The sequence below is a fragment of the Synechococcus sp. BDU 130192 genome (assembly GCF_963876085.1).
Classification (GTDB): Bacteria; Cyanobacteriota; Cyanobacteriia; order Cyanobacteriales; family MRBY01; genus MRBY01.
In genome coordinates, this window is record NZ_CAWNNO010000005.1 from 32,395 (window position 1) to 59,289 (window position 26,895).

Consider the following 26,895-nt stretch of genomic DNA (forward strand, 5'->3'; position numbering starts at 1 on the left):
GCCCCCATGAAGCTTGCGACGACCCTAGAGGCGATTCTCTACATCAAAGCCCAACCCCTGAGCCTGGAAGAATTGGCCGATACCGCTGGACAACCCCGGCACCTGGTGGCCGATGCCCTTTTGGAATTGATGGATGATTATGCCCACCGGGACAGCGCCCTTGAAGTGGTAGAAACCCCCACCGGATTTAGCCTGCAACTGCGGGAAAGCTTTCAAGCGCTCGTGACGAATCTCATCCCCACAGAGTTAAGCATTGGTGCCCAAAGAACCCTGGCGGCGATCGCCTTAAAATCACCAATTTTGCAAACGGAACTGATCGAATTGCGGGGTAGTGGTGCCTACCAACACATCCAGGATCTGCTGGCCCAGGGCTTTATTAAACGGCGACGGCAGCAAGAGGGGCGCTCCTATTGGCTTGAGGTGAGTGCTAAATTTCACCAATACTTTGAATTTGATGCTGAGGATCTAGGGCTATCCCCCAACATTCCAGAAACCCCTTAATCTCCCCTTAAAACCGCGATCCATTGTCAAGAAATGTCACCCCGTCTGATACCCTACAGACAAACTATTTTCTTCGTTTGCGATCGCCATGCGTATAGCTCTGTTTACCGAAACCTTTTTGCCGAAAGTCGATGGGATTGTCACCAGACTGCGCCACACCGTAGATCATCTCCAACGCAGCGGAGATCAAGTAATGGTATTTTGTCCCGACGGTGGCCTACGGGAACACAAAGGAGCCGTGGTCTACGGCGTTAAAGGCAATCCTCTTCCCTTATATCCCGAACTAAAAATGGCATTTCCTGGGCCTTCGGTGGGCCGTGCCCTAGAGGAATTTCAGCCGGATCTCATTCATGTGGTCAACCCCGCAATCCTTGGCTTGGGGGGGATTTTCTTCGCGAAAAAACTCCACATTCCCCTGATCGCCTCCTACCATACTCACCTGCCCCAATATCTCCAGCATTACGGCCTCGGTGCCCTCGAAGGCTTGCTCTGGGAACTCCTCAAAGCGGCCCATAACCAGGCAGAGCTAAACCTCTGTACCTCCACAGCAATGGTCGAAGAACTCCGCAGCCATGGCATTAAAAACCTGGATCTGTGGCAGCGGGGCGTAGATACAGAGATGTTCCAGCCCAGTTTAAAGTCTGACAAGATGCGCGATCGCCTTTCCCAGGGACACCCGGAAGCGCCCTTACTGCTCTATGTTGGGCGGGTGTCTGCGGAGAAACAAATTGATCAAATTAAACCCGTCCTCGAAGCGATCCCTGGATCGCGCTTGGCGATCGTTGGCGATGGCCCCTACCGCGCTGAACTAGAAGCCCATTTTGCGGGCACTAATACCCACTTTGTCGGTTATCTGCAGGGTTTAGAACTGGCGTCTGCTTTTGCTTCTGCTGATGCTTTTGTGTTCCCGTCTCGCACAGAAACCCTTGGCTTAGTCCTCCTCGAAGCGATGGCGGCGGGTTGTCCGGTGGTGGCAGCTAATTCCGGTGGCATTCCTGATATCGTCACCGATGGCGAAAATGGTTATATGTTTGACCCCCAAGATCCTGACGGAGCCGTAAAAGCAACCCAAAAACTCCTCGCGATGGATGCAACCCAACGGGAAATGCTCCGGGTACAAGCCCGCCAGGAAGCGGAAAAATGGGGTTGGGCCGCAGCAACGGCACAATTACAGAGTTACTACCAGCAAATTTTAGAAAAAAGTAAGCCCCTCTCCCTAGCTGCCTAGGCCAGACTGCCGACATTTTTAGCCCCAAAAAGCGTTTGCCGCTACCCTAAAGGCATTTAGCTGTGATTGCAGGTGGTTTCGATTGCAATGTTTATTAATCTTCTGATTTTCTGTGGGGTGATGGCGATCGCCTTTGGTTTGTTTCGGGTCGGTCTGCCGCGCTTCAAAACGTTTAAAAATTTTGCCCAGCGTTTTTTGCCCGCAATTGGTGTTTTGATTCTCCTCTTGGGCGCTAATTTACTAGGGGCTTACCAAGCAAAGCAAACCTTACAATTCACTGCTGATTTACCACCGATTACGACCTTGGCAACTCTCCGGGAAATTGAAGCAGGTCAACCTGTGGCGGTGGTGGCGGTGGCCAGCCCTGATAACCCGGTGCGGGGTCGAAACAATGAATATCTGGCCTATGTAGATGACAATGGTCTTTGGACGCCCCAAAGGATTCTGTTCGATCTCGATGATGCTCAGATTGCCATGGACGATGACGCCTATAAAGTGCGCAATTGGCCCCTAGACCGAAATCTACGTTTTCTCAATCCTCGGCAACAGGTGGTGATTATTGGCGAAAAAGAAGAATTTACGCGGGTCACTGGCCCCCAAAAAGGTGAAGTTACCCACAGCGTTGAGGGGATCTTAATTTTTGCCGGCTCCCACCAAGCCTTTTTACAGGATCTACAGCGGCGGATCTGGGGGCCAAGGATCATGGTAGGACTAAATGCCTTTGCTCTGGGGGCGATCGCCCTCTCGACCCTTGTGGCTGCTTTTCGGGTGACAGGCCGTAAACTCCCCCAAGACGCCCAAGAAACCCCAAATTTTTAAATCCTAAATTTTTCAACGGGGCAACCAGAGCACCAAGATAGAGGATTCCCTAGGATCAAGATTGCTTTTAGGGCGATCAACATTAACTTTTTTAACAAACTTGTTAAGGTCTATTGCGAGATTTTCTGAAACCTTGGCGATCGCCTGCACGCCCCAGATAGTCCGTGATACCATGCCCAACGTATAGTTCATCACGAGACGAGGAGCAAAGCCTTGGTACTACGGGTCGCTGTTGTGGGAGGAGGGCCAGCCGGTTCTTCCGCCGCCGAAATCTTAGCTAAAGCTGGCATCGAAACCTACATTTTCGAGCGCAAACTGGACAATGCCAAACCCTGCGGTGGGGCGATTCCCCTCTGTATGGTTGACGAATTTGACTTACCCCCAGAGATCATCGACCGTCGTGTGCGGAAAATGAAGATGATTTCCCCTTCCAATATCGAAGTCAACATTGGTCAAACCCTCAAGGACGACGAATACATCGGGATGTGTCGCCGCGAAGTGATGGATAGCTTCATGCGCAACCGAGCCGCTGACCTCGGCGCAACGCTGATCAATGGCACCGTATTTAAGCTTGAAATTCCCAACAACAATACCGATCCCTACGTTCTCCACTACTCCGACCACTCCAACGGCGAAGTGAAAGGGGAAATGAAAACCCTGAAAGTGGATCTGGTGATTGGTGCTGATGGGGCCAACTCCCGTGTTGCCAAAGCCATCGATGCTGGTGATTATAACTATGCGATCGCCTTCCAAGAGCGAATCCGTCTCCCCGAAGACAAAATGGCCTACTACGAAGAACTGGCCGAAATGTACGTCGGTGACGATGTCTCCCCTGACTTCTACGCTTGGGTCTTCCCGAAATATGACCACGTGGCTGTCGGGACAGGCACCATGAAAGTCAACCAAGCCAAAATCAAGCAATTACAAGCTGGCATCCGGGCCCGCGCGGCGAAACGCCTCGAAGGTGGTGAAATCATCAAAGTAGAAGCCCACCCCATTCCCGAACACCCCAGACCCCGGCGCGTTGTTGGTCGTGTCGCCCTCGTTGGTGATGCAGCCGGTACTGTCACCAAGTCCTCCGGTGAAGGCATTTACTTTGCGGCTAAATCAGCACGGATGTGTGCCGAGGTGATCGTCGAAGCTTCTAACAATGGTCAGCGCGTTCCCACCGAAGCTGATCTCAAGCAATACCTGAAGCGTTGGGATAAGCAGTACGGTGCGACTTACCTCGTCCTGGACATTCTCCAGCGGGTTTTCTACCGTTCCGATGCCACCCGCGAAGCCTTTGTGGAAATGTGTGCTGACATCGATGTGCAGAAGCTCACCTTTGACAGCTATCTGTACAAGACCGTCGTCCCCGCTAATCCTCTCAAGCAGATGAAGATTACCGCGAAAACCATTGGTAGTCTGCTGCGGGGTAATGCATTAGCACCCTAGTTGTGCCTGTGGATCTCAAATTAACAGATTAAATAGTTGACTTTTCGGGGGGAGCATTTTTATGACCCCCTATTTTTTGTTGTAAATAAAAAACAAGTAAACCTTGATTTCTATCTTTGGTGTCCCTAGGCTAAACAACAGCATCCCCTAGCATTATCATTTAGGGTGCATTGATCGCTTTGCTACGAGATGAATTATCGGCAACGTCTCACTATTTTCTATGGATTTGCCCTATTGTTTGTGGGGGGGCTAGTGAGTGCCCTGGTGGGTCAACAGGCGATTGTTAGCAATAAAGCCGCCGCCGCCGAACATCTGGGAGACATTAATCGTCAGTTTGCGAGTCTGCTGGATCTGCGAATGTGGGCAAGGCTCAATGAAGTCAAAACCCTCGCGGTGATTCCTGTATTTGGCGATCGCCAACGGGATCCTGAAGCCAGACGGCTCTTGGAACAAGCCCAAGAATTCGTGCCTATGTTTACCTGGATCGGCTTTCTCGATCCCCAGGGAACCGTCAGCATTGCCACCGACCGAATCCTCGAAGGCCAGTCCATTGCCAGTCGCCCAGTTTTTCAGGAGGGCCGCCAAGGGGAATTCATCGGGGATGTCCATGACGCAGTGTTATTGGCCAATAAATTCCCCCGTTTACCCAACGGAGAACCAATTCAATTTGTCGATATTGCAATACCAGTCGAGAGCATTGATGGGGTGTTCCAGGGAGTCCTCGCCGCCCACTTAAGCTGGGAATGGGCCGATAATACCCAGTCAACTTTAATGGAGCCCATCGCTGGGGAAAGGCAAAAAGAACTCTTCATCATTTCTGCTGAGGGAAATAAACTGCTTGGCCCAGAGGAATGGAGTGATGGAACATTGATGGGTTTTTTGCCCCTTGAGGAGCTCGCCCCAGGTGAATCCCGTTCCCTCGTGTTGCGTTGGCCCGGCGGCACCCGTTATTTAACGGATATTCGTCGCACCCAAGGTTATCAAAATTACCCTGGTTTAGGTTGGTTTACGGTGGCCAGACAACCAGAGGCGATCGCCCTCGCCCCAGCCCGCAGCTTAGCCCGCAATATCTGGGTGTATTCCTTGCTGATTGGTAGTTTATCCATTGTGGGGATTTGGTATTTATCCGGTTGGCTGAGTCGTCCCTTGCGCCGTCTGAGTCGCATGAGCCAGCAGGCATGGTCTACACCAGAAACGCCTATTTCTTCTCGGTATCGTGCCCCAGATGAGATCCAGACCGTAGAGCAAACCATCCGCCACCTCCAGTACGAAGGCGAACAGCAAAAAAAAGCTCGGCAGTTGGCAGAACAAGCCTCCCGCCGTGACCCCCTTACAGGTCTTACCAATCGTGAAGGTTTACGGTTGTTTCTCGCGGATTACCCAGAAGGGGCGATTCCCAATGATCAAGCCCTGGCAGTGCTGGCCCTCGATCTTGATGGGTTTAAGCAGGTCAATGATCACCACGGCCACGGCGTGGGGGATGAGCTTTTAAAAGCGGTGGCCAATCGGTTGCGTATGGAATTGCGGGTTGGCCAAGCCGGGGTTCGACTTGGGGGCGATGAGTTTTTATTGTTATTGCCTCTGCCCATGGCGCAAGCTGAAAATATTGCGAGGATCATTGCCCAAAAAGTTTTATTCGCCCTAACCCAGCCCTTTGAACTGAGTCACCATACCGTCGAAATTGGCACGAGCATCGGTTTAGCAATCTGGCCCATTGACCATGAAGATGTGTTGCTGGTTTTAGACTTCGCGGATAAAGCGCTTTATCAGGCTAAACAGGCTGGCAAGCGCCGCTATATCCGTTGGAAGGCCGTGTGAACTACCCCGCCGCAAGCAGCGAGGCTTCCTACCCAAAGAATAGCTTTCTATTCCGAGGAATAGCGAGTCTTATATTCTGGCGATAGGCGGACTCCCCGGTTCCCGGGGACAAAAATCACGGTTACAAAAAATACTTTGTATGTGTTTAGCTTGGTTTTCGCTATCCGTTGCCGTGTCAACGATATGATTATAGAGCATTAATTACGCCCCAAGGGGCGGGATTTCAACCCTTTGTCGTTAAATCCGCTTAGATTTGAATTTTAGCATTCGTTGATTCATCAAGTCGATGCAATATCTCATGGCCGTTACCACCGTCAGCAGTCGCCAGGAAGCCCAGGCGATCGCCAAACAAATTATGGATCTCCGTCTCGCGGCTTGTATCCACATTAGTGAAGTTGAAAGCTTTTATTATTGGGAAGGCCAACTACAGCAGGAACCAGAATTTCGACTCCTGTTTAAGACCACTGCGGCCCAATATGCTGCTTTAGAAACCGCGATCAAAGCCCACCACCCCTATGAACTGCCCGCCATTTACGTGATCGCCCTTGATCAAGTAGAAACCGCCTATGGCCATTGGATCGATGCCAATGTCACCTCCGAGCATGCCTAACTAAATCACTTCTAGGCCATGGTCTTTAGCCGCGACCAAAGGAGTTGTGTTAGCATTTTTTGGGTACTGTACTTCGTCACAGGAAACACTAGGGACGCGCCCACCGGGTGAATTCATCGCGTCTGTACCGTGAATCTTGTTAACGTTTGATAAAATTTTCTTTAACAACCCTGGGGAACCCGCTTTAATTCTTTTATTGAAGCCCCCAGCCGTGAGCTTGCAGTTTTATGTCTTTGTCGCGAATCATTAGTGGTGTAGTGGCGATCGCCCTGGCCTTGACCCTCATTGTCTTGGGGGGATGGTACTTTACCTTGGGAATGGGCATCCTCGTCTTTCTCGGCCAACAGGAATACTTCCGGATGGTTCGGGCAAAGGGATTAGCACCAGCGGTAAAAACCACTCTAGTCGTGTCTCAATTGTTGCTTGTGATTGCGACCTTGAGTCCGAGCCTTGCTGACGCCCTTTTTCCCCTCGCCGGGACGTTTATCTGCTTTTATCTTCTATTCCAGCCCAAAATGGCAACCATTGCCGATCTCTCCACCTCAATTTTGGGACTCTTTTACGGCGGTTATATGCCCAGCTACTGGGTACGACTGAGGATGGGCAGCCTCGCAGAAACGGAAGCCGTGAGTAACTTACCCTTCTATGGCTATCTTCCGGCTTCCTGGGGAGAGTGGTTTAATTTGCCCCAGGCTCTCAAGTTGACCTTTGTCGTGATGGTTTGTATTTGGGCCGCCGACATTGGGGCTTACTTCATGGGCAAATGGCTAGGAAAAACGAAACTCTCGGCCATTAGCCCCAAAAAGACCGTCGAAGGGGCTGTATTTGGAGCCTTGGGGACTATCTTCGTGGCGATCGCCGGTGCTTGGTATTTGGATTGGTCATGGTGGCCCATTACAGGCGCACTCCTGGGGCTGCTCATTAGCGTCACCACCCTGCTCGGAGATTTAACCGAATCCATCATGAAACGGGATGCGGGCTTTAAGGATTCTGGACAGTTGATTCCGGGCCACGGCGGCATCCTCGACCGCACCGATAGCTATGTCTTTACTGCGCCAGTTGTTTATCTGTTTGTGACCATTTTTCTGCCGATTTTTGGCTCCTAAACAGCAACCCTTAAAAATATGAGTCGCCAAGCAAAAGAGATCTCCACCCATTCGGGAGATCCATGGCAGTCAGTCCGAAAATTGAGGAGAAATTAAAAAATCGTTTCTAGACGAAGCAATTGAACCAGAGCCTAGAGGGTGACCAAAGAGTCAGATTCAGGACGCTGGTAAGAAAATTCTTTGGGCAGTTCCCGCTCGTACTTGATCATGTTGGCGAGCTCCTGGAGTTGGCTGATCGCTTCTGCGCCTTCTAGCTTCATCAGCTCCCGCTCATCACGCATTTCTGTCCAGGTGATGCCGTAATCGGAAACGAGAAAACGAATGAGATGATTTTCGCCTAGACTCACCATAAAGGAAGCGCTATTGAGTTCGGTGCCGCAGGTATAGCAGGACGCGAGGTAACCACGGTTCTCAAGGGCGATCGCCAGGGCCTGTAGACTCATGACGAGGTCTTTTACGAAATCACGATGTTGTTGAGCCAGTCGAATAAACACCTTATTGTCTCCATAGTGACACACCTATTCTAAACCTTATTAATACTTTTTTAAGATTTAAATTTACCGTGTAAAGTCAGCAAGATTGATACGCTACGGTTATCATACCCAAATGGGCCGCAAACCCTGTCTATACCGTTACTTATCAGTAATATGACGTTAGAAAACTTAGACATTGTATTTAATATTACAAACTTATTTGTATTGCCCTTTTGGGGATTAATGATCATTGCCCCCCAATGGCAAGGCACCCAAAAACTCATGGATTCCCTGGTGCCCTTTGGAATTCTGGCCGTTGTATATGTCGGTTTGTTCGCCCTTTCCCTCGATCCAGACCAAGCTGCAATCTGGTCAAATCCCACCTTGGGTGATTTAGCGGCTTTATTTTCGTTACCGCCGGTGATGGCCACTGGCTGGACGCATTTTCTCGTGATGGATTTGTTTGTCGGGCGCTGGATTTATCAACAGGGGTTAGAAAAAGGCATTTTTACCCGCCATTCCCTCGCCCTATGTCTTTTTGCGGGGCCGGCTGGGTTGTTGTCTCATATTGTGACGGCTGGGATCACTGGTATTTGGCGAAACCAAAGTAAGGTCGCGGCGACCGATGCCCCAGAATCTTAAAAATAAATAGCGATGAAGAAACTACACCTCGCCCTTTCTACCGACAAAATTGCAGCAACCGTTGCGGACTACACAGCTCGTTTAGGGACAGCGCCTTACTTATTCATTCCGGGGGAATATGCCCTCTGGAGAACCAGCAGTTTAAACCTCTCAGTGCGCCAAGATTTTACCTGCCCTCCAGGTTCCCTGAGACATTTGGGTTGGGAAGATTCTACGGCAACGGAATTTACCCAAGAAGTGGATGTGAATAGCATTATCTGGGAGGGATTTAATGCCCAGCACCAGGCCGATGAGATTAATAAAATTTGGCCAGCGGCTGATTATAAACTCAACCACAAAACTGAGGAAAAGCGTTAAAAGTATGACTAGCGCCAAAACATTATATAAATCTGCGTTTACACCATCTCATTAGGGGGATCTACAAGCTATGTCACTGGCGGCTTCTGAATCTTGGATGTGCGAGCATGTGCCGGAGGGGGAATATTATGTGTACCAGGGCGGCAGCCATGCAGACGGGACGTTTATTCGCGTGTATGTCCCAGAGTCAGCCTCAAATCCTGGCACAAAGCTGAATGCCATTCTTTATCTCCATGGGTTTGCCCTCTGTATGCCTTCTTTTTATGAGGCCCATCTGGTTGAGTTGGTAAAGCAGGGATACGTTGTCTTTTTTCCTGATTTTCAGCGGAGTTTTTATCCGAATACAGCACCCCAAACGCCAACGCCACCCCGACAATCTCAGCCCCATATTCAGCAATGGCTAGCTGCTGCGACGCAAACTCAGAAGTCAGCCCAGAAGACCTTAGCAACAGAAGATATTCACCCTCTATTTTCAGAAATTTACGAACGGAATGATACGGGTTTAAGCCGTGGCCTATCTGCCTTTACGACGGGAGACTTGCGCCGCGTGGCTTGGGCCTTGGTCGTGATTATTTTGCTGCTGACTGTGTGTAGCTGGTTTCGGCGGGAGTATGGGAAAAATTTGATTCATCTTTTGTCTACGGTAGGTTTGAGCCTAGTGCATTCACCAACGGAATGGCTGAGTAATGCGATCGCCCTCCCGGAAGATGCTTGGGAATATTTAACGACCCAAGAACGCTATGCCCACTGGAATCAGGAAAGCTTAGAGACCTTTGCCTTTGGTCATTCTCTGGGGGGATTGATTGCCTTGAGTCTCCCTGCGGCGTTGAAAGATTCGCCTAGCAATCGCTTTTTCCCGAAGCAAATCGTCACAGCCGATCCCGCTGCCAGTACAGAAATGGGCATCCCCAAAATTGCGATTTGGATCTTGAAGTTGTTCCGGTCTCCTTTTACGGCAGCCCCGATTTTGATTCAGGATACGGGGCCAGATCTAAAGCAGCCCGTAGCCATCTTACATGGGGGTTCTGATACCTTGGTGCCGCCCAGCCAGTGGGTTGATCCGATGCGAGGACAAGCTACTTCTAATTATGAGGCGATCGCCAGTGAAAATAAGGCGATTTATTTTTCCTATTCCAATCCAGAAAACGAGCCGCCCCTGGTTGCCTTTCATAATCAAGCGGTGACTTCGACGCAATATTATGACGATGCTTTGTTCAAGGATTTTGGCGGCGTTAAAGATGGCCCAAATGCCTACAATACCGATTATGTTTGGCCTGGGGTCACGAAGATTTTTCAGAATATTGCCACGCCGGAAAATCTACTTTCACATCTCAATACGCCAAAATTTCAAGTCGAACCCACTCCCCCGGTGAAGCCTGCTTCAAATTGGAAGAAGTTTGCGTGGATTGCTGGAATTGCTCTATTGCTTGGCGTTGGCTTTTGGCTTTGGAAAACAGTTGGATAAGTTTTTAGAGATTCAGCAAATCAAGGCAGTAATCATCTGTTGAGGGGCGATCGCCAGATCGAAATCTCCGGCAAAGCACCGAGCATCACCTTGGTCATTCAGAATAGGATCACTCATACTGAATGGGAAATCCCGTTGAACCTGGGAGTGATCTATGTTGTCACAAGAACTAAAAGCGCAAATCTTCAAGTTGCCACCTAGCGATCGCCTCGCGCTAATCGCCGCTATCGTTGAGTCCTTACAAGATACGACCGCTGTTCAAGCAGACCGCTCTAGGGCAATTCGGCGAATGAAAGGATTGTTAAAAACAGAACAACCCGCGCCAACAGATGACGAAGTGGCAGTGATGCTGGAAGAGAGACGGGCGGAGAAGTATCTTCAGTGAAAGTCTTAGTTGATACCAATATTATTTTAGATTTTTTACTGCAACGAGAGCCATTTTTCCAGGATGCAGAACTGCTGTTTCAGGCAATTGATGTAGGTGAGATTGTTGGCTATGTCACAGCAACAACACTAACAGACATTTTTTATATCTCACGCAGACATACTCGTAATGTTGAGCAAGCGCGGCAAGTAGTCTCAGAAATACTGACTGCCATGATGATTTGTCCAGTTGATCGAAACGTTCTGGAATCAGCTTTTAATTCTGGCTTGGCTGATTTTGAAGACGCTGTTCAAATCTTTAGCGCCGTCAACCAAGGATTAGAAGCAATTGTGACCCGTGACTCTCAAGGTTTTTTGAATTCACCCATATCCGTTTTATCCATTCAAGAGTTGTTGCAGCAAGTCAGGTAGCAAAATGGTGGTTAGGTTAGTCGGGGCGATCGCCACCATCCATCACTAAGGGAATACTCTCTCGATATCCTTAAATGTTTGGAGTCGATGCTAGACTTAGCACAAAAATATGAGGAGGGCGATCGCCGTGGCTTCTATTACCCTTGACCTTTCAGATACCCAATTCCAAAAGCTGCAAGATTTAGCAACCATGCATGGGATTGAGATTGAAGTTTTACTGAAGGCAAGCCTAGAGGATTGGCTTAATTCTCAAAAAACGGGGTTTGTTGATGCAGCCGATTATGTTCTCACAAAAAATACTGAGTTGTATCAGCGGTTAGCATAGTGCGTTTTCTGACGTTAATTGAGGTACTGGCATTACACCACAGAGTCATTGAGCAATCCGGTGGGGCATTTGGCATTCGAGATTTAGGCTTGTTGGAGTCGGCGATCGCCCAACCTCGTATGACGTTTAGTGGAGAAGATCTATACTCAAGTTTGTTTGAAAAAGCCACAGCACTAGGATTTTCGATCATCATGAATCATCCATTCGTCGATGGAAACAAACGTACAGGTCATGCTGTGATGGAAACTTTTCTTGTCCTGAATGGTATGGAAATTAACGCCTCTGTGGACGAACAAGAATATGTGGTGTTGGCGATCGCATCGGGTGAGCTAGGACGAGAAGCATTAGTAGAATGGTTGAGAGGAAACACTATAGCTCGCTAACAAATCATTAGTGCAATAACGATCGCCACTATCCATTACAAATCCATTACAAAGGGAGTATCCTCTCGATACCCCCTCCAGCGAAATGCTAGGAATTGGTCAGAAGATTTTGGGCTTCGGCGATCGCCTTTTTCACCTGCTCAAATCCTGTGCCTCCATAACTATTACGGGCTGCTACGACTTGCTGGGGGGCGATCGCCTGATAGATATCTTCTTCAAAGACAGGATGCAGTGCTTGCCATTCGTCCAGCGTCAAATCCTTGAGCAATTTGTCAGCGGCAAGACTGGTTTTCACCACTTTGCCCACGAGGTTATAGGCTTCCCGGAACGGCACCCCTTTACTTGCCAAATAATCTGCTACATCGGTCGCGTTGGAGAAATCTTCATTCACCGCTTCCTCAAGGCGTTGGGTGCGGAATTCGATCCCCTCACCGAGCAAAATGGTCATCGCTTCAAGACAACCCTGCACCGTTTTAACGGTATCAAAAAGGCCTTCCTTGTCGTCCTGGAGATCCTTGTTATAGGCGAGGGGCAGTCCTTTCATCAGCACCAGTAATCCTTGTAAATGCCCGAAAACCCGGCCCGTTTTCCCGCGCACCAATTCCGGAATATCCGGGTTTTTCTTTTGGGGCATAATGCTCGACCCCGTCGCGCAACTGTCTCTTAGGGTAATAAAACTAAATTCCTTCGAGGCCCAAAAAATCATTTCCTCCGACAAGCGGCTCAGATGCACCATGATCAAGCTGGCGGCGGCGGAAAACTCAATCGCAAAATCGCGATCGCTAACCCCATCGAGACTATTTTGATATAGGCGCTCAAAGCCCAAAAGGTTTGCGCTGAAATGGCGATCAATGGGAAATGTTGTTCCGGCTAATGCCCCACAACCAAGGGGAGAAGTATTGGTGCGCTTGTAGACATCTTCAAGACGTTCATAATCCCGTTGGGCCATCTGAAAATAGGCCATCAAGTGATGCGCCAAACTAATTGGTTGCGCCCGTTGTAGATGAGTATAACCGGGGATTAAAGTTTCCACATGGTTTTCCGCGTGATTCAATAAAACCTGTTGAAAGTCTCGCAATTGTTGTTGAATGCCGCGAATTTTGTCCCGCAGATAGAGACGAATATCCGTGCCTACCTGATCATTGCGCGATCGCCCAGTGTGGAGTTTTTTGCCCACATCGCCAACAATTGCCGTCAATCTTTTCTCAACCGCGAAATGGACATCTTCATCTTCGACGCCGGGGTGAAAGTTGCCCTCGCGATATTCCTGGCGGACTTGTTCTAAACCTTGGACGAGGGTTTCACCTTCTTCGGCGGAAATAATCCCAGTGTGGGCGAGCATCTGGGCATGGGCCACTGAACCCGTAATGTCATATTCGATCAGTTCAATATCAAAGCCGATACTGGCATTAAACACGGCGATCGCCGGATGTAGCGATGTATCAAAGCGATCGCTCCAGGTTTTTTTAGCTTCTGTCATAACGGCACTAGCCCTCGCAGGAAATCACAATCAATTCTCTCGGTAAATCTTACGGCATCAAGCCATTCCCCTAAACGCCGATCTTCCCCAAAGCGGTGAGGAACTGACGATATTTTCCCCAAGGCGATCGCCACAAAACCACGGATGTCAGCTAAATCTAACTTGGCTTGTCGTTCCGCCCCAGATCGCGTTAAGAATCGGCATCAGAGCAGATAGAATGATTGAGACAATTTCGAAAGTGAACGTAGTAGCCCTATGCCTCGCCGCGACGATATCAAAAAAATTCTAATCCTTGGTTCTGGCCCTATTGTGATTGGACAAGCCTGTGAGTTTGACTACTCCGGCACCCAATCCTGTAAGGCGTTGCGGGAGGAAGGCTATGAAGTGGTCTTGGTCAACTCCAACCCAGCCACGATTATGACGGATCCAGAAACCGCCGACCGCACCTACGTTGAGCCAATCACCCCTGAAATTGTCGCTAAAGTGATTGAGAAAGAACGGCCCGATGCCCTGCTCCCCACCATGGGCGGCCAAACGGCCCTAAACACAGCGGTGTCCCTGGCGAAGAACGGCACCCTCGAAAAATTTAACGTCGAGCTGATCGGTGCAAAATTAGAAGCGATTGAGATGGCCGAGGATCGCAACCTCTTTAAAGAAGCCATGGCCCGGATCGGTGTCCCCGTTTGTCCTTCCGGCATTGCAAGCACGATGGAAGAAGCACGGGAAGTCGCTATCGAAATCGGTAGTTACCCCCTCATTATTCGGCCAGCCTTCACCATGGGCGGTAGTGGCGGCGGCATCGCCTATAACCAAGAAGAATACGAAAAAATCTGCAAGTCCGGTTTAGAAGCCTCCCCCGTATCCCAGATTCTCGTGGAAAAATCCCTCCTCGGTTGGAAAGAATACGAACTGGAGGTGATGCGGGATCTCGCCGATAACGTCGTGATTATTTGCTCCATTGAAAATATTGACCCGATGGGGGTACATACAGGGGATTCGATTACGGTAGCCCCAGCCCAAACGTTAACGGATAAGGAATACCAGCGACTGCGGGATTATTCCCTGAAAATTATTCGTGAAATTGGTGTCGAAACGGGTGGCTCCAACATTCAGTTTTCGGTGAACCCCCTCAACGGCGAAGTGATTGTCATTGAGATGAACCCCCGCGTGTCCCGTTCTTCTGCCTTGGCTTCAAAGGCAACGGGCTTCCCGATCGCCAAATTTGCGGCGAAGCTGGCGGTGGGCTACACCCTCGATGAAATCCCCAACGACATCACGAAGCAAACTCCCGCTTCCTTTGAGCCGACCATTGACTATGTGGTCACGAAGATTCCCCGCTTTGCCTTTGAGAAATTCCCCGGTTCGGAACCGATTCTCACCACCCAAATGAAATCCGTGGGCGAAGCGATGGCGATCGGGCGCACTTTTCAGGAGTCTTTCCAAAAGGCGTTACGCTCCCTTGAAACTGGCCGCTATGGTTTTGGCTGCGATCGCCAAGAAACCCTCCCTAGTCTGAGCCATATTTCGACAAGTTTAAGAACCCCAAACCCCGACCGGATTTTTACTATTTATCAGGCGTTGAAATTGGGGATGACCGTCGAAGAAATTCATGATTTGACGGCGATTGATATCTGGTTCCTCGACAAAATGGCAGAATTGCTGGTCACGGAACGCTTTATGAAACAAACGCCCCTGACGGAAATTTCGGCGGCGGATATGCGGGTGATTAAGCAACAAGGGTTCAGCGATCGCCAAATCGCCTACGCCACCAAAACCAACGAAGATGCGGTGCGTGACTACCGGAAGTCCCTCGGCGTTGTGCCCGTGTACAAACTCGTGGATACTTGCGCGGCAGAATTTGAAGCTTTTACCCCCTACTACTACTCCACCTACGACGGCACCGAATCAGAGGTTGTCCCCTCCGACAAACCGAAAGCAATGATCCTCGGCGGTGGCCCCAACCGCATTGGTCAGGGGATCGAATTTGACTATTGCTGCTGCCATGCGGCGTTTTCCCTCAGCGATGCAGGCTACGAAACGATTATGGTGAACTCCAACCCCGAAACCGTTTCCACGGACTACGACACCAGCGATCGCCTCTACTTTGAACCCCTCACCAAAGAGGACGTTTTAAACATCATTGAAGCCGAAAACCCCGAAGGCGTAATCATCCAATTCGGCGGCCAAACCCCGTTAAAGTTAGCCGTTCCCCTGGACAATTACCTCAACACAGGCGACTGTCCCGTCGATACAAAAATCTGGGGCACCCAGCCCGATGCGATCGATACGGCAGAAGATCGGGAACGCTTTGAAAAAATCCTCCATGATCTTGAAATTCTCCAGCCTGCCAATGGCATTGCCCGCGACTACAAAGAAGCCCAAAAAATTGCCAATCGCGTCGGTTACCCCGTTGTCGTGCGCCCCTCCTATGTCCTCGGTGGACGGGCGATGGAGATTGTCTATTCCGACGAAGAACTCGACCACTACATGAAATATGCCGTCCAGGTGGAACCCGATCACCCGATCCTCGTGGATAAATTCCTCGAAAATGCGATCGAAGTGGATGTGGATGCCCTCTGTGACCACACCGGAAAAGTTGTCATCGGCGGCATTATGGAACACATCGAAGAAGCAGGGATCCACTCCGGGGACTCCGCCTGCTCAATCCCCCACACTTCCCTCCCCGATGAGGTGATTAATACTATCCGCGAATGGACGGTGAAATTGGCCCAAACCCTGAAGGTTGTCGGCTTGATGAATATTCAGTACGCCGTTAAGGATAATCAAGTCTATATCCTCGAAGCGAATCCCCGTGCCTCCCGTACTGTGCCTTATGTTTCTAAAGCCACTGGACGGCCCCTAGCGAAAATTGCCTCCTTGGTGATGTCTGGTAAAACCCTCGATGAATTGGGCGTAGATGGTGAAATCGTACCCAAGCATGTTGCTGTCAAAGAAGCCGTTTTACCCTTCAACAAATTTGAAGGTACTGATACTCTCCTCGGCCCCGAAATGCGCTCGACCGGGGAAGTGATGGGCATCGATGTTGATTTCGGTAAAGCCTTTGCTAAAGCGGAGATTGGTGCTGGGGTTGAACTGGCCACAGAGGGAACGGTTTTTGTGTCGATGAATGACCGTAATAAAGAAGCAGCCGTGCCTGTGGTCAAAGATCTCATTGAACTGGGATTTCGTATTGTCGCCACTTCCGGCACCCGCAAAGTGCTAATGGAAAATGGTATCGAAGATGTGGAATTGGTACTAAAGCTCCATGAAGGACGGCCCCACGTGGTCGATTGGATGAAAAATGGTTGGATTCAATTCATTATCAACACCCCCTCTGGGGAAGAATCCCAGGCCGATGGGCGGATGATTCGTCGCACAGCCCTCGATTACAAACTGCCGATTATCACGACTTTGGCAGGAGCTAGAGCCACGGTGGCAGCAATTCGGTCTCTCCAGGAACATCCCCTCGATGTGAAACCGCTCCAGGAATACATCAACGCTTAATTTTTCTAGTTCTGAATTGCGATCGCCTCTCGTTTATTCAAGGGGCGATTTTTTGTACTTCTGTTTGGAGGAATCAGCCTGTTTCCATGGAGCGTAATTGCTGCTTTTGTGGCCCCAAAATACGAGCCTAGACTCTACACTCGATAAAATAAGCAAAAAATTCTTATCAAAATTGGAGCGATCGCCTGTGTTAGATGGAGAACAGCTATCCTATATCGTGTCCCAAGCGTGCCGTCATTATCAGTTTTCTAAAGCGATTCGCCAACGGGCCTGGGTAGAAATTGACCATCAAGCGCTGGCGGCTAATATCCGTGCCCTCAAGGACATTCTCGCGCCCCAAACGGCATTGATGGCGGTGGTAAAAGCCGATGCCTACGGCCATGGTGCGGTCAAGGTCGCCGAAACGGTACTCAAGGCGGGGGCCAGTTGGTTGGCGATCGCCACCTTAGGGGAAGGGGTCGAACTACGCGAAGCTGGGATTACTGCGCCGATCCTCGTTTTGGGGGCGACCAATACCACCGAAGAAATTGAGGCGATCGCCCATTGGGATTTGCAACCCACCCTCTGTAACCTGTCCCAGGTGGCTATTTTTGATGAAACCCTCGCCCGATTAGGGAAAATACTTCCTGTACACCTCAAAATCGACACCGGAATGTCCCGTCTCGGCACCCGCTGGGAGGAAGCACTACCCTTCGTTGCAGCGGTTCACCAAGCTCCGCACCTCAACATTGCCAGCATCTACTCTCACTTTGCCACCGCTGACGACCCAGACCCCACGACGATGGATCAGCAACACCAACGCTTCCAAGCGGCGATCGCCAAGCTCGAACAACAGGGAATACCGATCCCAAAACAACACATCAGCAATTCCGCTGCCACCCTCCACAGCCGCGATCTCCACTACGATCTAGTGCGCTTGGGTCTTTCTATTTACGGTGTCTATCCTGCGTCCCACCTAAGCCCTAAAGTCCGCCTCAAACCCGTGCTCCAGGTCAAAGCCCGCATCACCCAACTTAAAACCTTGCCCCCCGATACCGGTGTCAGCTACGGTCACCGCTTTATTACCGCCACAGACACAAAAACGGCCGTGGTGGGCATTGGTTACGCCGATGGTGTGCCCCGTCGCCTCTCCAATAACTTAAAAGTCTTGGTTAATGGTGCCTTTGCTCCCCAAATTGGGGCCATCACGATGGATCAACTGATGCTCGACGTTAGCCACCTTCCGGACGTCCAAGTCGGTGATGTGGTGACACTCATCGGTACAGACAATGATCAACAGCTAACCGTTGACCAATGGGCGAATCAGTTGGGGACAATTTCTTGGGAAATTCTCTGCGGTTTCAAGCATCGCCTGCCCCGGATCAACCTCTAAAAGTTCGCACAAACTCCCTATCAAGGTTGTAATTCCTCAAGGATCGTAAACCGCACATGGTTTAGGGCCAGATCCCCTAGGGAAACTTGCTCCTTCGGGACGATTTCCCCCTGGCGATATAACTTTTCAAAGGGGACGCCTTTCGCCATTTCTGCGTGGTACCAAGCGAGTCCCATGAAAAAGCGGGCTGGGTATGGCCCTCCCTCGCACAGATCATCGGGGTTCGATTCCATCGGTAGCCAACCATAACCCGGCAGATAAAATTCCATCCAGACATGATTGTAATCGGGTTGGAGAGGGAGATTTCTCAGGTGGGCGTGGGCTGGACATTTGTAACGACCCACCGTCCGGCTAGCAATGCCGTTGAGCCGAGACAGAGCCAAAAGCACGCCTAAATATTCACCGCAGGAGCCGACCCCCCGCCGGAGAGCGATATCTGGGGTGTCGATGTGGGGCTTAATGCCATAGGAGAGATGGTCATAAACGTAGTTGCGGATATTGTACATTTGGCGGAGGAGGTTGGTTTCGCTCCCCACGGCATCGGTCGCGGCCCGTTGGATAATCTCCGTTGCCATGGCCAAATTTTCGTTATCCACTAGGTATTGTGCCTGGAGTGTTTCTGGAATCGGCGCGAGGTTTTCGCAGTCCGGCGGCGTAAATTGATATTTAATGCCCCACACTTTGAGGATGGCCCGCCAGCCAAAGATATGGCGATGTCGGTCGTTGAGTTGGTCAAATTTAAAGACGGCGATTTTTTGGCCTTCTTTTTCTTCGATGGTGAAGGGGAGGCCGACGGGTTCGATGCTAATGACTTGCTGGCGATCGGTTTCGGCGGGGAGGGCAATTTTCCATTCGAGATCCTGTAATTCAAAGGGATCGAGGGGCGATAGTTCTTCGACGTAGCTCATCTCCAGGAGAAAGCCATTGGAGAGGGCGTATTTTTCCTCTGGGTCGTAGCGGAAATAGAGGGGATGCAGAAAAGTAACGTCGCGGTATTGGAGTTCGTAGTTGGGGTCGGCGTTGGGATTATCGCGAATGTAGGGTTCTTGGGAAGCGTAGGCGACATAGAGAATGTCTGGGCCTCCTTCCGGATTTGGGTAGAATGTCAGACCTGTGGGGGATTCAAAGGGGGTCAGTAGACTGAATTTCACTTCGCCAGTGGCCCGTTCCAGGCAATAAACTGTTTGTTCGAGGCTATCGGAAACCCAGAGATCCTCGCCGCGAATTACAAGGTTTTCAACACCAATACCGGGGGCATAAAGGCTGGTGATAGAGCGGCCATTGGTGGCGTCATAGATAAAAATTTCGCCCCGTTTTTGGCAAGAAACGTAAAGGCTATTGCCAGAAATCGCGACGCCATTGACGGTATCGGGAAATCGGGTAAAGAGTTCGGGATTCCATTGACCATCGGTCATGGCACATTTATAAAGGCGATCGCCGCTGGTAAACCAAAGAATCTCGTCTTGGATCGCGAGGCCCGTCGCCCCGATAAAAGCCGACCAAGTGCGGGAATTGATAATTTGTGTTGCATCGGTTTGGGGATCGATCCGCATCAGGTAGCCATTGATATTTTCGATGGCCCAAAAATAGCCGTCGTGAAATGCCACACCGTGGAGGGCATAGGTTGAAATGGGGCGAATGGTGCGGTGGTTTGTCGGGGTGGCAGTACTCAAAATCCCAATTTCCGGTCGTAGGTTGTATTCTTCACTAGGATTATCACCCATGAAACTCGTTTCGTTATCGTTTAATAAAGGAGATTTAGGGGGTTTTGTACAAAGATCTTGATGTTTCGTCGGAGGAGTGGGGGCTGTATGACGCTAGATCGTAGACAGGTGATCAGTTGGTTGCAAGACAATGTTTCGCGCGATCGCCTAGAGCATATCCTTGGAGTCGAACAAATGGCCCAAGCCTTGGCCCAACGCCACGGAACAGACCCAGACCAAGCGGCCCAGGCGGGATTATTACATGATCTCGCTAAGTTTTTTCCGCCACCCAAATTGCTGCAAATCGCCCGACAGCACGGTTTAGAGATTGATTCGATTTGTGCCCATGTGCCCCACCTCCTCCATGCAGATGTGAGTGCAATTGTGGCGCGGACGGAGTTTGGGATTCAGGATGCGCAGATCCTCAGGGCGATCGCCAACCACACCCTCGGCCACCCTGGCATGGATCAATTAAGCTGCATTATTTTCGTGGCCGATGCCCTAGAACCGAATCGGGGTGATGGTAAAAAACTGCAAAAACTGCGGCAATTGAGCGAAAAAAATCTTTATCGAGCGGTGGCGGGGGTCTGTGACTATATGTTGAAACACCTCATTAAACAGCACAAAATCATCCATCCCCGGATGATCCTAACTCGCAATTGGGCTCTACAAACTAAAGGCGATCGCACCGAGTCAAGTCTTTAAAATCGCAACCCGGTGCCCCTGATCATGTTCTCAAGCTGACATTGAAACCTGTTCAGATCGCGTCTTCCCTAGGAAATCAACGTATGATTCTCTTTTTCTTGGGGATGACGCCGAGAACGGTGCCGCTGCGAGACGACTTGCTCCGGATCAATCCCGTCAAAGGTGGGCGGCAACCAAACCCGAATCACCAACAGCGCCCCTAAAACCAACAGAAAAATACAAGCGACCAAAACCTGTGTCCAAGGCGTTTCTAAAACACCGCGTACAATAATTTCTCGGAGCACAGAAACAATCGACACTTCCACCGCCACACCGATAGAAACCCGGTGTTCTTGCAGGTAGATAATCAGCAAGCGAAACAACTCTACCAAAATCAGTAAAAAGAGAATATCAGAAGTAACCGTCTGAAATTGCAGCGGCGGCAACAACGAAAGCACCATCTCCCGCAGTTGCAACACCATAAAGCTAAACAGCCCAACACACAGACCAATCACAATCAAATCTTGAACCGTTTCTAACAACCGCACAACATATTGGCTATTGAGCCAGCGGTACCAAGGGAGGGAAAAAGTTTGAGGCGTTTTCATTGGCATTAAATTAATTAAAAACTACGTTGCTGGATGAACCCGCGTCGCTTGGGCCGTGCAGCGAAATAAGGTGGAATACGCTCTGATTGGTTTCAGTTTGACCATTGATTTTTCTCGTCTTCACTATTCAGAAATCCTGGGGCAGTTCATCATCCTAAGGAGCAAACCCAGAGTTGGACTTTCAAGATTGGCAATTTGGCCAACCTAAAGCGTTAGCAATAGCGACAAACTTCGCTCGGACATTTTTCGGCGAGGTAACAAAGAGCTCTAAATCGTAGGTAGATGACTTCTTCGTAAAGGGGATTGAGCTTACACAGTGGCGGAATTTTGAAGTGAATCAGACCAGCGAAGGAAATTTCTTGTGCAAAGGGGCACTGGGCGGGCACCAGTTGACAAATCAATCGGGCGCGATCTGGATCACAAATTTCTAGGCCATTGAGCCATTGACGGAGGGGTTGGAGCAGATCGAAAGATATCGTGGGCAAAAACCGCAGTTGCTGATTGGGATTTTTGAGAGAGGGTCGGCGGGAAAAAATAATCATGGCAAGTATTTTTTGGGAAGTAGGCGAAAAACCTTGTTCTTCTACAGTCTAGTAATAAGCCCAAAGAATATAAACCCTAAAATCATATAAATCTTGTTTATGTTTGATAATGTCTGCTTAACTAAAGCCTGTATCGGGGCGTCGCAAAAAAAAGTTGTTGTTTAGCTAAGTTCATGTTCCTTTAAGCCCCAGAAAAGAAGCGGTTATGATGGGGGTAAGTTTAGCCTCGGTTATCCCCTTGCCCTACTCTCTCCAACCCGATCCGGTGCAATTGTTTACGCTCCCCAATGGCCTCCAGGTGGTGCATCAATATTTGCCGGGGACGCCTGTGGTGGTCACCGATGTGTGGGTTAAAGCGGGGGCGATCGCCGAACCGACAGAATGGGAAGGAATGGCCCATTTTTTAGAGCACATGATCTTTAAGGGATCGCACCAAGTCTGTCCCGGTGAGTTTGATCAAATTGTCGAAACTTGCGGTGGGCTGAGTAATGCCGCCACCAGTTACGATTACGCCCATTTCTACCTCAGCACTACAGGCGATCGCCTACCAGAAACCCTGCCCTATCTAAGCGATATTTTACGCAATGCCACCATTCCCGACGCCGAATTTATCCGGGAACGCCAGGTAGTACTCGAAGAAATTAGCATCAGCCAAGATGATCCCGACTGGCTCGCCTTCCAAGCCCTGAGCCGTCTGCTGTACGAAAATCACCCCTATGGCCGCTCGATTTTGGGCAATGCCGAACAATTGTGTGGCTATACCCCCAACCAAATGCGCTGTTTTCACCGGACCCATTATCAACCCCAAAACTTGATCATCAGCATGGTTGGTAATATTCAAGTCGCCCAAGCCTTGGATCTCATTCAAAGCAACTTTAGCGATTTTCAGGTGCCCTCTGAATGTCCCCCCTTTGAGGTGGAGGCAGAACCCCCTCTGATCGAGATTCGCCGCAATGAAATTCAAGTGCCCAATGTGGAAATGGCGCGCTTAATCTTCGGTTGGCTGGGGACGGGGGTCGAACAATTTAATGACGCAGTCGGTCTAGATTTGCTGTCGGTGATCCTGGCCGGGACAACTTCCGCTTGGCTGGTGCAAGAGCTGCGGGAAAAACGCCAGTGGGTTCTGGATATTAACAGTGGTTTCTCTTTGCAACGGGATTCTAGTTTATTTACGATTCAGGCCTGGCTCGATCCAGAATATTTAGACGATGTGGAACAGGTGATTGGCGATCGCCTCGCTGATCTGCAGACCCAATGTGTGACGGAAGCTGAACTACGCCGGGCGAAACGCATGTTGTGTAATGAGCATATTTTTTCGACGGAAAGCGCGAGTCAGTTGGCCGGGCTCTACGGCTATTACCAAACCCTCGGTAACCTTGATTATGCCCACCACTATCCCCAGATGGTCGAAGCCTTTACGATTGAATCACTCCAGCGTTTAGTGCGACAATATCTTTCTCCGGAACATTACGGTATCGTCACTTTAACCGGCACCTAAATGGCACAACTCGCAACGGCAGAAAACGGCTGGATAGACACAACCAAAGCCACCGATCCAGAGGCGATCGCCCTCGTCAAAGAGTTACTCGAAACGCAGATTTACTGCAACCTCAGCACCTGTTCGCCGACTGGCTTGCCCTGGAGTAGCCCGTTACTTTTCGTTTGGGATCAGGGCTTAAACCTCTATTGGTCATCGGCGATCGCCGCCCAACATTCCCAAAATCTTTACCAGAACCAAGGCCGGGCGATGGTCACAGTTTATGATCCTCGTCGCATTAAGGCCGCCTTTTTCGCAGGAATTGCCACAGAATTAACCGCATTAGAACCCCTGCAACAAGTTTTAAGCCGATTCGACCAGCGGGCCAAACGACCCACACCCCGACAAGCCGCAGATTACCTCGGAGCTTCCCCCCGGCGGATGTACCAATTCACCGTACAGCAAGCCTGGGTCAGTGGCGATCGCCTGTTATCCCAAGGGCAACTGATTGACACCAAAGTCCAGTTAGATCTCGACTGCCTCAAGGATTATTTTTCCCCGTAAATATGCACCACCACTTCCCTGGTATGGCGATAACTGCGGTGTTCCCAGAGATAAATGCCCTGCCACGTTCCCAACACCAAGCGACCATTGGCAATGGGAATTTGTTCAGAGGTCTTGGTTAGCACTGAACGAATATGGGCAGGCATATCATCGGGGCCTTCGGCGCTGTGAATATACGAACGGCCATCCTCTGGTACCAATTTCGCCATGAAATTTTCTAAATCTAACAACACATCCGGATCCGCATTCTCTTGAATGATTAACGAAGCCGAAGTATGGCGCACAAATACAACACATAATCCTTCTCTAATGCCCGATTCGGCCACATAAGACTCGATTTTGGCCGTAATTTTGTGGAGAGATTTTCCTTGGGTTTGGATTTGTAAGGCGCGTTGATGTTGGTGCAGCATAGGGGGCAGTAAAAAAATGCGGGCTAACTCATTTTAGAATAGGGAAAAATGAGCCAACAGCCACCATGTCCACCTGGTCTGATATTTTCCTTGCCACCCCTGATCTGAGCCAAGCGGCCTTTGTGGCCCCGAATGCCACCGTGATCGGCAATGTCAGCCTCGCCGAGGGATCAAGCATTTGGTACGGGGCAGTGGTGCGGGGCGACCTAGAGGCGATTCAGATTGGTCGTTTTAGTAATGTCCAGGATGGGGCGGTACTCCATGGTGATCCGGGCAAACGGACGGTACTCGAAGATTACGTCACCATCGGCCATAAAGCGGTCATCCACAGTGCCCACATTGAGAAAGGCTGTTTGATCGGTATTGGGGCGATTGTTTTAGATGGGGTACGGGTCGGCGCTGGCAGTATTATCGGCGCGGGTTGTGTCGTCACAAAAGATGTCCCAGGGCGATCGCTAATGGTGGGCATTCCCGCCAAACGCCTCAAGGATGTGGACGATACCCAAGCAGCGGAATTAATTGACCATGCTGAAGCCTATTATCAGTTGGCGTTAAAACATTCAGCATTATCGGCCTGAGTCTGGCAGTCGGCGCAGAGGCCAAAGAATTCGAGGGTATGGTAATAGACCTTGAACTTCTGGGTTTGGCACCAGTCGGTAATTTTTTGACTAATGGGACAACTATCGAGGGGATAAGATTGGCCGCAGTTGACGCAGTTTAAATGGTGGTGGTGGTGTTCGGTCATGCCAATTTTGCTATAGAAGGATTCCCCTTCTGGGGTGACCCGCTCTTGGATTTTGCCCTCGACTTTCAGTAATTTCAGGGCGCGATAAACGGTGGCCAAGCCGATTTTTAGGCCCGTTTGCTGCATCTCGAAATGGAGATTTTGGGCGCTGGTTTCGGTTTCTTTGGCTTGGATGAGCTGGAGAATGGTGCGTTGGTTTTTAGTGAGTTTCTTGGACATTAGGTTTTTGGTTGGGTGGATTGGCGATCGCCGTAGGCTTTGAGTCCGAGGCTCAGGAGATAGGCAATCCCTGAAACTAGGATAATCGTTGCCCCCGAAGTCAGATTAAAGCGATACGAGAGCCAGAGGCCCATCGTCGTAAAGCTAATCCCTAAAAGACTGGCTAAACCCATCATCGTCGTGATTTTTTTCTGCCATTGGCTGGCGATCGCCGCCGGAATCGTTAAGAGGGCAATCACCATAATCAAACCGACAATTTGCATCACCATCACCACCGTCAGGGCGATTAAACCCACAAGGACGAGGTACAGGCTGCGCACGGGCAAATTGCGGGTCGTAGCAAACACTGGGTCAAAGGAAATGGCGAGGAGTTCTTTGTAAAGCAAGGCAATCAGGGCAATAATCACGCAGTCAACGCCAAACATTAGCCACAGATCCGACCGGGGCACCGCCAGGATACTGCCAAATAAATAGCTTTCTAAACCCGCTTTATAACCCTCGGTAAAGTCGATCAAAATAATGCCGATCGCCATACCAATTGCCCACATCACGCCGATCAGGGTATCACCCCGTTGTTTGGTTTGTTGTTCAACCCAGCCCATCCCCAGGGCAGAGATCAAGCCAAAGGCGATCGCCCCCCAGATGGGATTAAATTGAAAAAAATAGCCCAGACCAATACCCCCATAGGCGGCATGGGCAATGCCCCCACTAATAAAAACAATGCGGTTGACGACGACAAAAGTCCCAATAATGCCACAGGCGATGCTGACGAGGATTCCCGCCATGAGGGCATTTTGCATAAAGTCGAACTGGAGGGCGTCAAGCATGGTCGCAGGATGAAGAATGGTGGTGGGTTGGCGAGGAAGAACCGTCACCGTGATCTGGAAAAACCCGGTGGGGAATGCCGTGGGCAATCAGATCCACTGGGCATTGGTAGGTTTCTTCGATCATGGTGGGGGTGATCAGGCGATCATGATGATAATGCAAGCGGCGATTCAGGCAACCCACGGTTTTGACATAGGTAGAAATCGCGCCAAGGTCGTGGGAGATCATCATAATCGTCATGGATTGATTAAGCTCTTTGAGTAGTTCGTAAATACTATTCTGCACCTGGGAATCAACATTAGCGGTGGGTTCATCGAGGAGCAGAATTTTCGGTTCTGAAGCCAAGGCCCGCGCAATATAAACCCGTTGTCTTTCCCCCCCGGACAACTCCCCAATGGGGCGATCGCCTTTATCGGCCATGCCCACCTGCACAAGGGAACGTTGGACAATTTCCCGGTCCTTGCGGTTGTAGCGGTGGAATAATTTCCGTTTACCCAAACGCCCCATGTTTACCACATCCCGGACTTGGATCGGGAAATCTCGGTCAAGTTCTAGGATCTGGGGCACGTAGCCGATGTAACGGCGGCCCTGGGTGACAGGACGCTCTAAAATTTTGACCGTCCCCCGTTGGGGTTGCACCAAACCAAGCAGCACTTTCAGCAGGGTGGTTTTCCCGCCACCATTGGGGCCAATCAGACCAATAAAATCCAAGGCCTGTACCTGTAGGTTAATGTCTTCGAGGACAGGGGTCTTCGGATAGCCCGCCCAGACCCGTTCGAGGGAAATGACCGTTTCCATGGGGG

The 26,895-nt window shown here is 50.2% G+C and carries 30 protein-coding genes; 20 read left to right on the forward strand and 10 right to left on the reverse strand.

The genetic code is table 11. From position 1 onward, the window contains the following. Positions 1-6: 6 nt before the first annotated feature. The 3 genes from scpB (at position 7) to AACT35_RS02185 (ending at position 2,548) form a co-directional block, all read left to right on the forward strand. Complete coding sequence (gene scpB, locus AACT35_RS02175; RefSeq protein WP_099238658.1) at positions 7-501, forward strand: SMC-Scp complex subunit ScpB; 495 nt, start codon at positions 7-9, stop codon at positions 499-501. A gap of 88 nt (positions 502-589) precedes the next feature. Continuing rightward, on the forward strand, positions 590-1,729 hold the full coding sequence (locus tag AACT35_RS02180; RefSeq protein WP_099238660.1) for a glycosyltransferase family 4 protein: 1,140 nt from the start codon (positions 590-592) through the stop codon (positions 1,727-1,729). An 87-nt stretch (positions 1,730-1,816) separates the two neighbouring features. Continuing rightward, on the forward strand, positions 1,817-2,548 hold the full coding sequence (locus AACT35_RS02185) for a hypothetical protein (protein WP_099238662.1): 732 nt from the start codon (positions 1,817-1,819) through the stop codon (positions 2,546-2,548). Positions 2,549-2,560: 12 nt separating this feature from the next. On the opposite strand, the gene AACT35_RS02190 is transcribed toward AACT35_RS02185, so the two are convergent. Further along, a complete protein-coding gene (locus AACT35_RS02190) occupies positions 2,561-2,740 on the reverse strand; it encodes a hypothetical protein (RefSeq protein ID WP_143596766.1) in 180 nt (59 codons plus the stop codon). Positions 2,741-2,761: 21 nt separating this feature from the next. On the opposite strand from AACT35_RS02190, the gene chlP reads away from it, so the two are divergent. The 4 genes from chlP to AACT35_RS02210 all read left to right on the forward strand — a co-directional run bounded on the left by chlP (position 2,762) and on the right by AACT35_RS02210 (position 7,519). Continuing rightward, positions 2,762-3,985 (forward strand): geranylgeranyl reductase, encoded by a 1,224-nt coding sequence (chlP, locus tag AACT35_RS02195; protein WP_030007645.1) that lies wholly within the window; start codon positions 2,762-2,764, stop codon positions 3,983-3,985. Between the two features lie 189 nt (positions 3,986-4,174). After that, positions 4,175-5,803 (forward strand): sensor domain-containing diguanylate cyclase, encoded by a 1,629-nt coding sequence (locus AACT35_RS02200; protein ID WP_099238664.1) that lies wholly within the window; start codon positions 4,175-4,177, stop codon positions 5,801-5,803. A gap of 286 nt (positions 5,804-6,089) precedes the next feature. Then, positions 6,090-6,413 (forward strand): divalent-cation tolerance protein CutA, encoded by a 324-nt coding sequence (cutA, locus tag AACT35_RS02205; RefSeq protein ID WP_099238666.1) that lies wholly within the window; start codon positions 6,090-6,092, stop codon positions 6,411-6,413. Positions 6,414-6,640: 227 nt separating this feature from the next. Continuing rightward, positions 6,641-7,519, forward strand: a complete 879-nt coding sequence (locus AACT35_RS02210; protein WP_030007643.1) for a phosphatidate cytidylyltransferase — start codon at positions 6,641-6,643, stop codon at positions 7,517-7,519. A 131-nt stretch (positions 7,520-7,650) separates the two neighbouring features. On the opposite strand, the gene AACT35_RS02215 is transcribed toward AACT35_RS02210, so the two are convergent. After that, on the reverse strand, positions 7,651-8,013 hold the full coding sequence (locus AACT35_RS02215; protein ID WP_012308076.1) for a DUF1815 family protein: 363 nt from the start codon (positions 8,011-8,013) through the stop codon (positions 7,651-7,653). Positions 8,014-8,235: 222 nt separating this feature from the next. On the opposite strand from AACT35_RS02215, the gene AACT35_RS02220 reads away from it, so the two are divergent. The 7 genes from AACT35_RS02220 (at position 8,236) to AACT35_RS02250 (ending at position 11,959) form a co-directional block, all read left to right on the forward strand. Next, positions 8,236-8,634, forward strand: a complete 399-nt coding sequence (locus AACT35_RS02220) for an ABA4-like family protein (RefSeq protein ID WP_445267895.1) — start codon at positions 8,236-8,238, stop codon at positions 8,632-8,634. Positions 8,635-8,646: 12 nt separating this feature from the next. Continuing rightward, complete coding sequence (locus AACT35_RS02225) at positions 8,647-8,991, forward strand: hypothetical protein (protein WP_099238670.1); 345 nt, start codon at positions 8,647-8,649, stop codon at positions 8,989-8,991. Between the two features lie 70 nt (positions 8,992-9,061). Continuing rightward, positions 9,062-10,456 (forward strand): hypothetical protein, encoded by a 1,395-nt coding sequence (locus AACT35_RS02230; protein ID WP_254047980.1) that lies wholly within the window; start codon positions 9,062-9,064, stop codon positions 10,454-10,456. A 154-nt stretch (positions 10,457-10,610) separates the two neighbouring features. Further along, positions 10,611-10,841, forward strand: coding sequence for a hypothetical protein (locus AACT35_RS02235; RefSeq protein ID WP_030007639.1), 231 nt, complete (start codon positions 10,611-10,613; stop codon positions 10,839-10,841). Next, positions 10,838-11,251 carry a type II toxin-antitoxin system VapC family toxin gene (locus AACT35_RS02240; protein WP_099238672.1) on the forward strand — a complete coding sequence of 138 codons (414 nt, stop codon included), beginning with the start codon at positions 10,838-10,840 and terminating at the stop codon, positions 11,249-11,251. The genes AACT35_RS02235 and AACT35_RS02240 overlap by 4 nt, the downstream gene beginning before the upstream one ends. Before the next feature lie 127 nt (positions 11,252-11,378). Beyond that, positions 11,379-11,576 carry a hypothetical protein gene (locus tag AACT35_RS02245; protein ID WP_030007637.1) on the forward strand — a complete coding sequence of 66 codons (198 nt, stop codon included), beginning with the start codon at positions 11,379-11,381 and terminating at the stop codon, positions 11,574-11,576. Then, the gene (locus AACT35_RS02250) at positions 11,576-11,959 is read left to right on the forward strand and encodes a type II toxin-antitoxin system death-on-curing family toxin (RefSeq protein WP_254047981.1); all 384 of its coding nucleotides are present in this window, start codon (positions 11,576-11,578) and stop codon (positions 11,957-11,959) included. Before AACT35_RS02245 ends, AACT35_RS02250 begins: the two co-directional genes overlap by 1 nt. 88 nt (positions 11,960-12,047) lie before the next feature. On the opposite strand, the gene argH is transcribed toward AACT35_RS02250, so the two are convergent. After that, on the reverse strand, positions 12,048-13,439 hold the full coding sequence (argH, locus tag AACT35_RS02255; protein ID WP_099238676.1) for an argininosuccinate lyase: 1,392 nt from the start codon (positions 13,437-13,439) through the stop codon (positions 12,048-12,050). A 255-nt stretch (positions 13,440-13,694) separates the two neighbouring features. On the opposite strand from argH, the gene carB reads away from it, so the two are divergent. Beyond that, the gene (carB, locus tag AACT35_RS02260) at positions 13,695-16,943 is read left to right on the forward strand and encodes a carbamoyl-phosphate synthase large subunit (RefSeq protein WP_099238678.1); all 3,249 of its coding nucleotides are present in this window, start codon (positions 13,695-13,697) and stop codon (positions 16,941-16,943) included. Between the two features lie 187 nt (positions 16,944-17,130). Continuing rightward, on the forward strand, positions 17,131-18,315 hold the full coding sequence (gene alr, locus AACT35_RS02265) for an alanine racemase (RefSeq protein ID WP_173867224.1): 1,185 nt from the start codon (positions 17,131-17,133) through the stop codon (positions 18,313-18,315). A 20-nt stretch (positions 18,316-18,335) separates the two neighbouring features. Here alr and AACT35_RS02270 read toward each other — a convergent pair whose 3' ends face one another. Next, entirely contained in the window at positions 18,336-20,039 is a 1,704-nt protein-coding gene (locus tag AACT35_RS02270; RefSeq protein WP_173867225.1) for a transglutaminase domain-containing protein, read from the reverse strand. 87 nt (positions 20,040-20,126) lie between these two features. Between AACT35_RS02270 and yqeK the strand changes: the two genes are divergently transcribed. After that, complete coding sequence (gene yqeK / locus AACT35_RS02275; RefSeq protein WP_099238680.1) at positions 20,127-20,723, forward strand: bis(5'-nucleosyl)-tetraphosphatase (symmetrical) YqeK; 597 nt, start codon at positions 20,127-20,129, stop codon at positions 20,721-20,723. Positions 20,724-20,791: 68 nt separating this feature from the next. Here yqeK and AACT35_RS02280 read toward each other — a convergent pair whose 3' ends face one another. Beyond that, complete coding sequence (locus AACT35_RS02280) at positions 20,792-21,316, reverse strand: phosphate-starvation-inducible PsiE family protein (protein WP_012308088.1); 525 nt, start codon at positions 21,314-21,316, stop codon at positions 20,792-20,794. A 206-nt stretch (positions 21,317-21,522) separates the two neighbouring features. After that, positions 21,523-21,852, reverse strand: coding sequence for a Mo-dependent nitrogenase C-terminal domain-containing protein (locus AACT35_RS02285; RefSeq protein WP_099238682.1), 330 nt, complete (start codon positions 21,850-21,852; stop codon positions 21,523-21,525). 205 nt (positions 21,853-22,057) lie between these two features. On the opposite strand from AACT35_RS02285, the gene AACT35_RS02290 reads away from it, so the two are divergent. Further along, positions 22,058-23,350 carry a M16 family metallopeptidase gene (locus AACT35_RS02290; protein ID WP_173867226.1) on the forward strand — a complete coding sequence of 431 codons (1,293 nt, stop codon included), beginning with the start codon at positions 22,058-22,060 and terminating at the stop codon, positions 23,348-23,350. After that, complete coding sequence (locus AACT35_RS02295) at positions 23,351-23,893, forward strand: pyridoxamine 5'-phosphate oxidase family protein (RefSeq protein ID WP_099238684.1); 543 nt, start codon at positions 23,351-23,353, stop codon at positions 23,891-23,893. Here the strand turns inward: AACT35_RS02295 and AACT35_RS02300 are convergent. Then, positions 23,878-24,303, reverse strand: coding sequence for a secondary thiamine-phosphate synthase enzyme YjbQ (locus AACT35_RS02300; RefSeq protein WP_099238686.1), 426 nt, complete (start codon positions 24,301-24,303; stop codon positions 23,878-23,880). The two genes, AACT35_RS02295 and AACT35_RS02300, sit on opposite strands and share 16 nt — an antisense overlap. Before the next feature lie 65 nt (positions 24,304-24,368). Between AACT35_RS02300 and AACT35_RS02305 the strand changes: the two genes are divergently transcribed. After that, a complete protein-coding gene (locus tag AACT35_RS02305) occupies positions 24,369-24,881 on the forward strand; it encodes a gamma carbonic anhydrase family protein (RefSeq protein ID WP_099238688.1) in 513 nt (170 codons plus the stop codon). On the opposite strand, the gene AACT35_RS02310 is transcribed toward AACT35_RS02305, so the two are convergent. Genes AACT35_RS02310 through AACT35_RS02320 form a run of 3 tightly spaced genes read right to left on the reverse strand, consistent with a single transcriptional unit; the run spans position 24,845 to position 26,890 of the window. Continuing rightward, positions 24,845-25,267 (reverse strand): Fur family transcriptional regulator, encoded by a 423-nt coding sequence (locus tag AACT35_RS02310; protein WP_012308094.1) that lies wholly within the window; start codon positions 25,265-25,267, stop codon positions 24,845-24,847. The genes AACT35_RS02305 and AACT35_RS02310 overlap by 37 nt on opposite strands. Beyond that, positions 25,267-26,094: a metal ABC transporter permease gene (locus tag AACT35_RS02315; protein WP_099238690.1), complete on the reverse strand. Its 828-nt coding sequence runs from the start codon at positions 26,092-26,094 to the stop codon at positions 25,267-25,269. Before AACT35_RS02315 ends, AACT35_RS02310 begins: the two co-directional genes overlap by 1 nt. Next, positions 26,087-26,890, reverse strand: a complete 804-nt coding sequence (locus AACT35_RS02320) for a metal ABC transporter ATP-binding protein (RefSeq protein ID WP_099238692.1) — start codon at positions 26,888-26,890, stop codon at positions 26,087-26,089. The genes AACT35_RS02315 and AACT35_RS02320 overlap by 8 nt, the downstream gene beginning before the upstream one ends. Between the last annotated feature and the right edge of the window lie 5 nt (positions 26,891-26,895).